This window comes from Vagococcus acidifermentans (assembly GCF_003987655.1).
Lineage (GTDB): Bacteria > Bacillota > Bacilli > Lactobacillales > Vagococcaceae > Vagococcus_B > Vagococcus_B acidifermentans.
The window spans coordinates 191,455-203,533 of the sequence record NZ_NGKC01000002.1 but is presented as its reverse complement, the minus strand read 5'-3'; the positions used below and the strand labels follow the sequence as shown (position 1 = coordinate 203,533).

The following is a 12,079-nucleotide window of genomic DNA, read 5'->3' as shown; positions in this document are numbered from 1 at the left end:
CAGCAACACAAAGACCCCTATTCAGGACAAACAGTCATCCTGCATAGGGGCAGTCCATCTAAAACATCTGTTTACGTGTCACGGACTAATGTGTTTTCCAAAAACTGCCGCACACAGTGATTGAACAATTCCGGTTTCTGTTTGACAAAGGAGTGGCCACAGCCTTCTGCGATAAAAAAAGTTGTCCCGCCGGTAATCTGTTCCCCAAGATGAACAAGACGGCTGCTGGCGACAATGTCCCGGCTCCCGGCCATTAATAATACAGGACAGCTAATGTGCTGCAGCTCTTCGTCTGTGACGGCAACTGTGGTCATTGCGAGGTCGAGTACACGCCGCCATTTTTTGAAAAAAGGCAGGCCGTTCAGAAGTTTTTGAGCCGCTAAAAACTCAAGCTGATGAATGGTTTTTAAATCGGTAAAACGCTGATTAGGTGACACGATAACCAGCTGACTGACCTGAGCAGGATATCTGCCGGCAAAAGCCAGTCCGATATTGGCACCGTCACTAAAGCCGACAATGGCGACGCGCTCGATTTTTTCATGTGTTATCAGCTGCTTGATGTCTTCACAAATCTGGTCAATCGTCAACTTCTCAGAGCCGTTGACTGATTTGCCATGGTCCCGGGTATCCATTAAAATCATTTGGTAATCAGCAGCAAATACTTCTTTTTGATGGTGAAAGTAACGGCTGTCAGCATGATTGCCGTGCAGAAACAAAACAGGCTTGCCGTGTCCGTGTACATCATAGCGAATCTGCGACCCGTCAACTGTATGCAGTATTTTTTCCATTGTCACATGTCTCCAATTGATAAAAATCAGTTATTATCCTATCAATTTTACTATAAACAACCCCGGATTGCGAAAAAACACGCTGTACGTTCCGCCGGATTTAGCGAAACGTACAGCGTGTTGAGGCTGCTCATATTTAAACCATTAATCTTCGTCAAAACGGTATGTCAAAATCGGATGGCGTGCAGCCGTGGTCTCATCGACACGGCGAATCAATGTATTGACCGGTGCCTCTTTGACTGCGTCGGGCGTGTCATAGGCAGCTTGATGGATTTTTTTGAACACGTCAATGGCGTAATCCAACGTTTCTTTGGATTCAGTCTCGGTCGGTTCAATCATCAGCGCTTCTTTCACCACATCAGGGAAATACATGGTCGGCGGGTGCATGCCATTATCCAGCAAGCCTTTCGCCACATCGAGTGCTGTGACCCCCGTATCCTTTTTCATTTTTTCCAATGTCAGGACAAACTCATGCATGCAAAAACCATCGTAAGCGACATCATAAATGTCCTTCAGCTGATGGCGCATATAGTTGGCATTTAAAACGGCCGTGCGTGAGGCTTCCGGGATGCCTTCTTTGCCCAGTGTCAAAATATAAGTCAAGGCTCTGACGACAATCAGGAAATGACCGTAGAAAGACTTGACACTGCCGATGGTCTTATCTGCTGTTTCAAACGCAAACCCGCTGTCGGTTTTCACCACGCGGTACTTAGGCAGAAACGGCATCAAAAACTCTTTACAGCCGATTGGCCCGCTACCCGGCCCGCCGCCGCCGTGTGGAGTTGAAAATGTTTTATGAATATTCAAGTGAACCACATCAAACCCCATGTCGCCCGGTCGGACAGTGCCCATCACCGCATTCAAGTTGGCACCGTCATAATAGCACAAGCCGCCGGCATCATGGACGATTTTAGTGATTTCAATAATATCATGTTCGAACAATCCGACTGTATTTGGATTGGTCAGCATCAATCCGGCTGTGTCTTCGCCCACGGCTTCCCGCAATTTATCCAAATCAACCCGCCCGTTGGCTTTTGAAGGCAAGTTGATGGTTTTATAATCCACCATCGAGGCTGTTGCCGGATTAGTCCCGTGAGCGGAGTCGGGGACAATGATTTTATTGCGCGCCGTATCCCCGCGGCTTTCGTGGTAAGCTTTAATCAGCATGATTCCGGTCAGCTCGCCCTGAGCACCTGCGGCCGGCTGGAAGGTCATGGCATCCATGCCGGTGATTTCACTCAATAACTGCTCCGCCTGATAGAAAGCTTCCATTGCCCCTTGAACTGTTGCAGCCGGCTGAAGCGGATGAATGTTTGCAAAGCCCGGAAGCGACGCCATCTCATCATTAATCTTGGGATTATATTTCATCGTACAAGACCCCAGCGGATAAAAGCCGTTGTTCACACCAAAACTGTTGTCTGCCAGATTTGTGTAATGTCTGCTCATATCAATTTGAGCAACTTCCGGTAAACGCAAAGCCTGCTTGCGCGATAATTCCTCCGGCAGCTCCGCCACTGGCACGTCAATTTCAGGAAGCATACTGTTGTAACGATCTTCTTTACTTAATTCAAATACTAATTTCATTAGTCAACAACCTCCTTCAGTGCTGCCACAAGCGAGTCGATGTCTTCTTTCGTATTCATTTCTGTTGCGCACCACAAAATATTGCCGCCCACCGGCAGTCCGCCCAGAATATTTTTTTCTTCCAGCTTCTGCAGCAGTTCTTCAGCCGGAGCCGGTGCAGTTGTCAGAAACTCATGGAAAAACGGCGACGTATGCACGCGCTCAAAACCTTTGACCGTTGCCAGCTGTTCAGCCAGATAATGCGCCTTGCTGTAACAGTGGTTCGCGACTTCGCGCAAGCCTTTTGGCCCCATGGTCGTTAAATAAATCGACGCTGTCAGTGCACAATGTGCTTGATTCGAACAAATATTAGAGGAGGCTTTTTCACGGCGGATATGCTGTTCCCTTGCCTGAAGTGTCAGGACAAAGGCACGCTTGCCGTCTTTATCCGTCGTTTCACCGACGATTCTTCCCGGCAGTTTGCGGGTCAGCTCTTCTTTTGCCGCCATGAATCCCAAGTACGGGCCGCCAAATGCCAGCGGCAGTCCCAAAGGCTGGCCTTCACCGGTTGCGATATCCGCATCACATTCCGCCGGCGTCTTCAAAACAGCCGACGCAATCGGGTTGATGCCCATAATAAACTTGCCTTTAAAGGAATGAATGATTTCACCAAGGGCTGTACAGTCTTCAATACCGCCGAAATAATTAGGCTGCTGCACGAAGAAGCAGGCTGTTTTGGTGTCAGCCAGTGATTCCAGCGCCGCCATATCGGTCACACCGTCTTTTGCAGGCACGATCACGACCTCAGTGCCCATTGCATGGCAATAAGTCCGGATAGTCTGGACAGTCATCGGATGGGTGGTTGCCGACACGAGTACGCGCTTCTTCTTGCGGTCGATACACATATTCACTGCTTCTGCCGCAGCATTGGCACCGTCATAAACGGACGCATTCGACACAGGCAATCCTGTCAGTTCGGCGACCATCGTCTGAAATTCAAAAATAGATTGCAAAATCCCTTGGCTGATTTCAGCCTGATACGGTGTATAGGCAGTCAGAAATTCTTCCTTGCCTGAAATTTGTTTGACAATCGCCGGGATGTAGTGGCGGTAGGCACCGGCACCTCGAAAAACAGAAGTGAACACATGGTTTTTATCGGCCAGTCCTTGCATGATTCGCCGGACTTCCAGTTCAGATTTTCCTTCAGGGAGATTCAGTTCGCCGACTCTCAAGTCCTCAGGAATTTCGGCAAAAATCTCATCAATCGATGTGATGCCTAAAACCGACAGCATCTCCTGCTGTTCAGCTGATGTTGAAGGTATGTATTTCCCCATGGACTATTCCTCCTCTTCTACAACTGTCTGATAGTCAGCTGCGCTGATCAATTCCTCACTGTCTGTAATTTGTTCCACTTCAAAAAGCCAGCTTGAAAAAGGCTCTTCGTTGACTTTTTCCGGACTGTCTTCCAAGTCCTCATTTATTTTAGAAATCACACCTGTAAACGGCGAATAGATGTCTGATACTGTTTTGACTGATTCCACTTCAGCCACCTGTTCCCCTTTTTCTACTTCATCACCCGGTTCAGGCAGTTCGACAAACACGATGTCGCCCAGTTGTTCTTGGGCAAAATCGGTGATACCTACTTGGGCTGTTGTGTCGTCGATAAATTTAACCCATTCATGTGTTTTCAAGTACTTTAATTCTTCTGGTCTGCTCATTATTATTCCTCCTAAAACTATTTTTTATAGAAAGGGAGTGCCACAATCTCCGCAGGTATTCTGCGTCCCCTTACTTCAGCTTCAAGTGCGGTCCCGATTTCGGAATAGTCCTTGGCAACCATCCCCATTGCAATGGCATAGCCAAGATACGGTGCATGAGTGCCGGATGTGCTGTAACCTACTTCTTCATCACCGACATAAAGTTTTGCATCTTCACGGATGATGCCCCTACCGGTCACTTTTAACCCTACACGGACTGTCTCAGGCTCTGTTTTGGCTGCCAGTGCAGCCTTGCCGATGAAGTCATCTTTCTTTAATTTCACCGCAAATTTCAATCCGGCCTCGAACGGCGTGATGCTGTCGGTCATTTCATGGCCGTAAAGCGGCATGCCAGCTTCCAAACGCAGCGTGTCACGGGCACCGAGTCCGCAAGGCAAGATGCCGAATTCCGCACCGGCCTCAAGCAGCAAGTCCCAAATGCGCCCGACATCTGCTGCGTCGGTGTACAGTTCGTACCCGTGCTCGCCGGTATAGCCGGTCTGAGACAAAAGAATCGGCATCCCGTCAATGGCAACATGCTCTTTGAATGTGTAATACTTTTCAGGGATGTCTGTTTCAGGTATTAATTTTTTCAGCACTTCTTTGGACTTCGGCCCTTGCAGCGCCAAAAGCCCGATATCATCGGAACGGTCGATGAACTGGTCGGCTCCTCCCAGCTGGTCCGCCATCCAGTCAACATCTTTGTCATGATTTCCCGCATTGACGACGGCCATAAACTTTTGATCATTGAATTTGTAGACAATCATGTCATCCACAATACCGCCGTCCTCATGACACATGAGTGTGTAGCGGATTTGTCCGTCTTTCATGGTTGAAAAATCGTTTGTGAATAATTTTTGCACGTGCGCCAGCGCGTGCTCGCCTTCAAAAAACACTTCTCCCATATGGGATACATCAAACAGTCCGACTGCTTTTCTGACAATCAAGTGTTCATTGACAAGTCCGCCGCCGGCATACTGAACGGGCAGCAAAAAACCGCCGAAAGGCACTATCTTACCGCCCAGTTCCAGATGTTTGTCATAAAGGGCTGTTTTTTTGTCCATTTTTTTCATCGACCTCCTATTATGTAAAACGTTTCCTTCCTTCTCTTAAATACTACTTTTTATTTCACAAAAAAACAAGCTTTTGGCAATTTTTTATAAAAAAAGCCGCTGCTTTTCTACACTCGCTGCAAGCTTCTCTGTCTAACTCGGCGGTTTCAGCCAAGGGAAAAATCGGCAAAGCCGCCGCAAAAGACTAAATCAGGTAATAATGGTTTAAAACCGGCGATAATCGGACAACAGGCCGGCAAATCAGCACGACAGCCTGACACATGACGACCGGCAATATCCTTAGTACTACTTTAGCGGTTTATTTCAAAAAATTCAAACTATTCCGGCATTTAATAAAAAAACAATCTATGAAGACGCAGGTCATTCACAGATTGTCTTTTATTATTTTTTTCCCGACAGTTTCATTTGTTTGCTGCGCAACTGCCCGCAAGCCGCATCGATATCAGTCCCGTGCTCTTGGCGTATGACGCAATTGATGCCGTTTTTCTTCAAAACATCATAAAATGCAAGGATGTCTTCTTTGCTGCTTCGCTGATAGTGGTCATGTTCGCCAACGGGATTGTACGGAATCAAATTGATGTACACCAGTTTCTTTTTATCCCGCATCAAATCAGCCAGCTCTTCGGCATGTTCCGGCCGGTCGTTCACATGCGACAGCATAATGTACTCAAATGTGATGCGCCGGTTTGTTTTTTGCAAATAATCATCCACCGCCGCCATCAACTTCTCAATCGGGTAATAGCGGTTGATTTTCATGATGGACGACCTGACGTCATTATTTGGCGCGTGCAAAGAAATGGCTAAGTTGACTTGCAGACCGTTCTCTGCAAATTTTCTGATTTGCGGAACTAAACCGCTAGTTGAAACGGTGATATGCCGTGCGCCGATTGCCAGCCCTTTGGCATCATTGATGATATGCAGAAATGCCATGACATTATCATAGTTGTCGAACGGTTCGCCGATACCCATCACAACGACGTGGCTGACCCGCTCGTCTTTTCCCCGCTCATCCAAATAGTGCTGGACCTGCATGATTTGCGCTACGATTTCGCCTGCCGTCAAGTCACGCTGTTTGGTCAAAAGACCGCTGGCGCAAAACGTACAGCCGATGCTGCAGCCGACTTGCGTGGTCACACAAACAGACAGCCCATACGGATGGCGCATCAGCACAGTCTCTATCATGTGTTTGTCTGCCAATTCAAACAGATATTTGACAGTACCGTCTGCTGATTCCTGAACTACCTGCTGCTTCAGCGGCGTCAGTTCGAACGTTTCAGACAGTTTGTCAATCAGTGGTTTGGAGACATTGCTCATCTCTTCAAATGCACTTACGCGTTTGCGGTACAGCCAGTCCCAGACTTGAAGCGCACGGAATTTTTTCTCGCCATTATCTAAAAACCATGTTTCCAGTTCTGATAACGTCATCCCGTATATTGATTGTTTACTCACAATAGTTCCTCTTTTCATCTGCTCCGATTTGTCCGTTCTCAACTATACCGCAGAACGTTCTTCTTTTCAAGCCAATCATTCCACCTGCCTCAGTACGGCTTACTGATATTTTGCCCTTAACATCCGGGCGGCGGCAGTCATTGATTTTATTTTTTCTTGAATAATGTCCATGCTGCTCATGGGACGGGATTCAAACGTTGCAAAGCCGCAGTCAGGGTTGAGCCAAATGCGTTCCGGCGGCAGAAATGCCAGCACTTCTTCCACACGTTTCACGATGTCTTCCGGCGACTCTATTTTATCGGACTTGGTATCAATCACGCCCAAGCCCAGCCTGATGTCCGATGCAATCTGTTCGTTTTTAAATAAATCGGCGATTTTTCCGGCCCTTGGTGTCGAAAATTCCAAGTTGAGCATGTCCGGCCGGACGACTGAGAAAAAGTCGGACAACTGTGCGTAGGAGCCGGACAGCAGCCCGCTTTCATCCCTCGTGTAATTGCCGCGGCAGACATGTAGAGCGCCGATAGTCTCACTTTCTCTGATGATGTCAAAAACCGGTTTGATTAAATCATAGGCAAACGTTAATTCTTCGTCAAACTTGACGCGTTCAGAAAGGCGCCCTCAGTAAAAAGTCTGGTCTTCATCATCCGAAAACACGATTTGTGTCAACACCGGGTCGTCTATTTGAATCGTTGCGACACCGCGCTTGATCAGCCTCTTGACTTCATTGCATATCAGCCGGGTAATGTCTTTCCCCAAACTGTTTCTGCTGCTGTAATAGCGGTCACTGACACCGGTCAGCCACACAGACCGGGTCAACAAATAAGGACTGGGCAGCGTCGTCTTTAACGGCTTGTCAGTCAACTCCCTGAGCAAATCGATTTCATCTTGATTCAGTTCTGCATCAGTATCGATTTTACCGATTGCGATTGGATTATTGATATTGGCGTCGGCCGCATCTCTTTCTTTTAAGCTTTGTCGGTATTTTTCTTTGACATCCTCCGGTGAATAATCCATGACCTCGTCGTTCGTCATTGTCCGGATGCCGGAGACTTTTTGTGCAGTATAAGAAATATAATTGTCGCGGTCTAGCTCGCCGTTCGTGATGATGTCAATACCTGCTGCCTCCTGCATGTCGACAACTTTTTTCGTTTCGTCACGTATCACCTGATTGTACGTTTTGTGCGTGATCTTACCTTCTTTTAATAAGGCTTTAGCCGTCAGCACTTCCGCTGATCTCGGCAAACTGCCCATCAATGCCGTTGAGAAAGGCATATAATTATCACTCATTCAAACCACCTCTGTTCAAGAATTTCCGTGTCAGTCGGATTGGATTCATCCAGCTGCCATTCACACCAGCCGCCTTCAAAAACCGATAGATGCGATATGCCAGAAACATTACCGAAATATTCCACCATTGCGGCACCCCAGCCGGCGCTTCCGCAGAAAAAAGCCATGGGCCGCTCCGGGTCGATGCGGCATTTTTGCCAGATTGACTGCACCTCTCTGAGGTTGCGCATCGTATCATCCACATTTTTATACGCCAGCCAGCTGTCACCATAGACAGCCCCGGGAATCCGGCCGGCCTTGGGAATATAGTCGTAACCACTGACTTGGCCGCTGTACTCCAGCCACTCGCGAATATCGACAAGCTGGCCGTCCCGCTCGCCGCTGAGTATCTGTTTTGCCTGTTGAAGATTGACCAGCCGCTGGTCGACAGCCATCTCTGCCGGCGTAATGTCTGTCCCTGAATTTGGCTTTACAGAGACGCCCCGCTCCGTCGGCAGTCCTTTCATCCGCCAGGCAGTATAGCCGCCATTCAGGACAACCACATGTTCAACTCCCAAAGCTGCCAGCAAAATGGCTGTCTTGTATTCCGCCCCCTGGTCTCCTGTGGAATAGAGGACTGTGAACGTGTCTTTTTTTATCCCGTTGAGCGATAAAAAGTCGTGTAATTTGTCAGTCGACACATGAGTCCAAGCAGGTGCCTCTTCAAATTCATCCGTGTCGATATGAATAGCACCCGGAATATGACTTCCCATAAAGGTAATGCTTTCTCTGCCCCAGTTGCATTCAAAAATTTTGATATCTGAAAATACTTTGTTGACCGGAAGCCGCTTATCAATCAATGCGTTGACCCATTCCGGCGGCACCAGTTTATCGTAGCGGGGGCAGGTTGCCAACGGACCGTCCCAGTCATTCAAATCAAAATAGTATAACTCAGTCAAACCGTTGGCCTTCAAATAGCTGGCAACGATTGCCGCGTCTTCTCCATTTGAATCATAAATAATCAACGGACTGTCAGGGGCGAACGATTTCTCTGCCAGCCTTGTTTTCAGCATCTCTGTCCGCCGTTCTTTTTCCCTTTTGCTCAAAATAGCTTCTTGCAAATACCTCAGCCAATCGGCAGAAAAATCAGTTGCCTGCGGGATATGTCCCCGGGATACAGCGCCGTCGACTTGCCAGCCGATATAAGCACAATTACTCCGTGCATCAATGACTGGCACATCATTGCCAAGCGCCTCTCGGACAAATGCCGCATCCACTTTTTTCAAACTCACCACTCCAATTTTCTAACAGGCCAGCCGATCGTTAAAAGCTCGCCTTTTTTTCAGCTCTTCTCAGCAAACGGTCAGCGATAATCGCAATCAGCACAATCGGGACCGTCCCTTCAAACACAAACACCATATTATATGTCGCAATGCCGGTTTGAATCAGCAGACCCAGACCGCCGGCTCCGGCGCTGAAGGCCAGCGTGGCTGCGCTGATACAGATAATAGTCCCGATACGAATGCCTGAAAGAATGACCGGTTTGGCCAAAGGCAGCTGTACCTTGAACATGGTCTGCGCTTTCGAGTAACCCAGCCCATGAGCAATTTCAATAAAGTTATGCGGCACACTGTCCAAGCCGGAAATCGTGCCGAATATGACCGGCAAAGCACTTTGAACCACCAAAGCCACTAATGCCGCCTTCATACCGACACCGAAAATGGTGACGGCAAACAGCAGCAGTGCCAATACGGGGATTGTCTGCCCGATCATCGCCAACTTTTGAATAATGGTTTTAAATGACCGGCCGATGCTGCTGTGTGCGAAAATGCCTAAGAGCATGCCCGTGGCAATCGAAAGCACCGATGCAGTGATACTGACACGGAAAAACTCGAAGGTCAGCTTGGGCAGGCTGTATGAGGCAACTTGTCCGACATTAGCCGCGAAATGCTCATAAATCCAGCTCTCGATGCGACTATACCCGAAAACAAATGCCAGCAACACCGCTATCAGCAGCACGGTCACCTTGAGATTACGATCCATGCGAATTCTGCTCATTGTTTCTTCTCTCCATTACCTGTGATATGGTTGAAAAATCGATGCTGCCGGCAATAGCACCTGTCTCATCGACAACAGAAACTGTCGTGACATTTTCTTTCAGCATAAGCCCCAATATATCCTTTAGATCGTCGCTGTGAGACGCATATGCGTGATAATCCGTCCGGTCAGCTTGTGTCATGTAAGCCGCTGCCGTATACCTTGTTAGTACTTTCAAGGTTGCTTCTTGCCCTAAAAATGTTTGGACAAATGGGTTATCCGACAAAACAACCTCTTCCGGCGCACCGAACGCTTCCAGTTTCCCTTTTGACATAATGGCGATTTTATCGCCCATTTTCAATGCTTCTTCGATGTCATGGGTGACGAACACAACGGTTTTCTTCAGTTCCCTTTGCAGCTTCAGAAATTCATCTTGAAGATTTTTCCGGTTGATCGGGTCGACTGCCCCGAACGGCTCGTCCATCAAGATGATATTGGGGTCTGCCGCAAGCGCCCGGGCAACACCGATTCTTTGCGCCTCTCCTCCCGATAATTCATCAGGATACTTATTGATATACTGTTCAGGACTCAGTCCGACCATGTCAATCAAATGAATCACGCGGTCCAAAATCCAATCTTCTTTCTTTTTTAACAGTCTGGGAACAATTGAAATGTTTTCCCGGACATTCATATGGGGAAACAGCCCTGTACTTTGCACAACATAGCCGATTTTCCGCCGAAGTTCTTCCAATTTATAATCCATGACGTCTTGCCCGTCAATTTCTATTTTCCCCTGTGTCGGATCGATTAAACGGTTAATCATCCGCAAAGTCGTTGACTTGCCGCAACCGGATTGTCCCAGCAGCACACATAATTCACCTGTCTGGATGCTGATTGTCATATGGTCAACGGCCACTTTTTCATCAAATGTTTTGACAACATTGTCTAAACGAATCATAGTTTCACCATTCCTCTGGATTTTCTCACTTTATCAACGATTTTTACCAGCCCCTCAAGACAGGCGTCGGACAGAAAAATCATGACCATGATCGGGATAGTCACTAACAACACGATGTCCACAGCAAATCCTGTCACACCTTGCAAAATAAACATGCCCAAGCCGCCAAAACCGGCATAAGCGCCAATCGTAACACCCAAAATGGTCGACACCAGCGACACTTTGATACCCGATATCACAACCGGAAAAATAAGCGGCAGCTCAATCTTAAAAAAGATTTGCCGGGGCGTCATGCCCATCCCTTTTGCAACTTCAATCAGTCTTCTGTCAACCACCTCAAGGGCACCGACGGTACTATTGACAATTTGATAAAGAGAATAACAAAGAAGCGCAATAAAAACAGGCGGCAAGCCGATACCGGTAATCCCCAGTCTGTTGGCCAGAGGCACGTGATTATTCAAGAAAGCCAGCGGAAACATCAGCAGCGAAATCAATGCCAGAGCCGGCAGTGATTCCACGATATTCAGCAAATTGATGATGATCTCTCCCAGCCGTTTTTTATTGTAAGCAACCCAGCCCAGAGGCACGCCGATCAGCGTCCCCCAAAAGACGACGGAAAAAGAAATCTGAACATGATTTTTTAATTCAACAAAAAATTGCTCTTTGCGGTTCAGGTATTCAATGACGATGGACAAGTGGTCCAGCTTGCCCAGCAGAAAACCCGCCGCAATCATGAACACACTTACCAGAACGACACTCATCTTTTTTAACGAACCTGTATACTGTTCGTTACACTTCACAATTATCAGATAGGAAACAATCATACTGGCGTAAGCACCGATACTGAGCGACACCCGCGAAGTATCGCCGGAAGCTGCAACCGCCGCCGCATACCGCCCGGCAGCCGTAACAACTATCCCTATCAGCAAACTGCTCCACAAAGCCGTCAGGTAATTCAACCACTGATTATCCCTTTTCAGCAAGACCAATCCCGCTTGTAGCACCACAAGCATGACATACCATTTATACAACGATCCGAACACCTCAGCCGGTGTCAACCCGACTTTGGCACCGATTCTTGATTCGGCAATAAACATGAAATGGGTCGTGAACAACAGCACGACCTGCACGATAATCAAAAAATAATTGGCTAAATCCAGATGTTTTTTCAAACATTATCTCTCCTTA

At 47.7% G+C, this 12,079-nt stretch carries 12 protein-coding genes; all 12 read right to left on the bottom strand.

The genetic code is table 11. From position 1 onward, the window contains the following. Positions 1 to 71: 71 nt before the first annotated feature. Complete coding sequence (locus CBF27_RS03130) at positions 72 to 788, bottom strand: alpha/beta fold hydrolase (protein WP_126812332.1); 717 nt, start codon at positions 786 to 788, stop codon at positions 72 to 74. Between the two features lie 144 nt (positions 789 to 932). Beyond that, positions 933 to 2,372, bottom strand: coding sequence for an aminomethyl-transferring glycine dehydrogenase subunit GcvPB (gene gcvPB, locus CBF27_RS03125; RefSeq protein WP_126812330.1), 1,440 nt, complete (start codon positions 2,370 to 2,372; stop codon positions 933 to 935). Then, on the bottom strand, positions 2,372 to 3,685 hold the full coding sequence (gcvPA, locus tag CBF27_RS03120; protein ID WP_126812328.1) for an aminomethyl-transferring glycine dehydrogenase subunit GcvPA: 1,314 nt from the start codon (positions 3,683 to 3,685) through the stop codon (positions 2,372 to 2,374). The genes gcvPB and gcvPA overlap by 1 nt, the downstream gene beginning before the upstream one ends. 3 nt (positions 3,686 to 3,688) lie before the next feature. Next, entirely contained in the window at positions 3,689 to 4,069 is a 381-nt protein-coding gene (gene gcvH, locus CBF27_RS03115) for a glycine cleavage system protein GcvH (RefSeq protein ID WP_126812326.1), read from the bottom strand. Between the two features lie 17 nt (positions 4,070 to 4,086). Continuing rightward, on the bottom strand, positions 4,087 to 5,172 hold the full coding sequence (gcvT, locus tag CBF27_RS03110; RefSeq protein ID WP_126812324.1) for a glycine cleavage system aminomethyltransferase GcvT: 1,086 nt from the start codon (positions 5,170 to 5,172) through the stop codon (positions 4,087 to 4,089). A 390-nt stretch (positions 5,173 to 5,562) separates the two neighbouring features. Then, positions 5,563 to 6,630, bottom strand: a complete 1,068-nt coding sequence (gene rlmN / locus CBF27_RS03105; RefSeq protein ID WP_126812322.1) for a dual-specificity RNA methyltransferase RlmN — start codon at positions 6,628 to 6,630, stop codon at positions 5,563 to 5,565. 99 nt (positions 6,631 to 6,729) lie between these two features. Further along, a complete protein-coding gene (locus tag CBF27_RS03100; RefSeq protein ID WP_342774784.1) occupies positions 6,730 to 7,044 on the bottom strand; it encodes a uroporphyrinogen decarboxylase/cobalamine-independent methonine synthase family protein in 315 nt (104 codons plus the stop codon). Positions 7,045 to 7,248: 204 nt separating this feature from the next. Next, the gene (locus CBF27_RS03095) at positions 7,249 to 7,917 is read right to left on the bottom strand and encodes a 5-methyltetrahydropteroyltriglutamate--homocysteine methyltransferase (protein WP_126812318.1); all 669 of its coding nucleotides are present in this window, start codon (positions 7,915 to 7,917) and stop codon (positions 7,249 to 7,251) included. After that, on the bottom strand, positions 7,914 to 9,173 hold the full coding sequence (locus CBF27_RS03090) for a rhodanese-like domain-containing protein (RefSeq protein WP_245985936.1): 1,260 nt from the start codon (positions 9,171 to 9,173) through the stop codon (positions 7,914 to 7,916). The genes CBF27_RS03095 and CBF27_RS03090 overlap by 4 nt, the downstream gene beginning before the upstream one ends. A 46-nt stretch (positions 9,174 to 9,219) precedes the next feature. Beyond that, positions 9,220 to 9,954 carry an ABC transporter permease gene (locus CBF27_RS03085; protein ID WP_126812314.1) on the bottom strand — a complete coding sequence of 245 codons (735 nt, stop codon included), beginning with the start codon at positions 9,952 to 9,954 and terminating at the stop codon, positions 9,220 to 9,222. Beyond that, entirely contained in the window at positions 9,929 to 10,891 is a 963-nt protein-coding gene (locus CBF27_RS03080; protein ID WP_126812312.1) for an ABC transporter ATP-binding protein, read from the bottom strand. The genes CBF27_RS03085 and CBF27_RS03080 overlap by 26 nt, the downstream gene beginning before the upstream one ends. Then, positions 10,888 to 12,063, bottom strand: coding sequence for an ABC transporter permease (locus CBF27_RS03075; protein WP_126812310.1), 1,176 nt, complete (start codon positions 12,061 to 12,063; stop codon positions 10,888 to 10,890). Before CBF27_RS03075 ends, CBF27_RS03080 begins: the two co-directional genes overlap by 4 nt. Positions 12,064 to 12,079 lie beyond the last annotated feature (16 nt).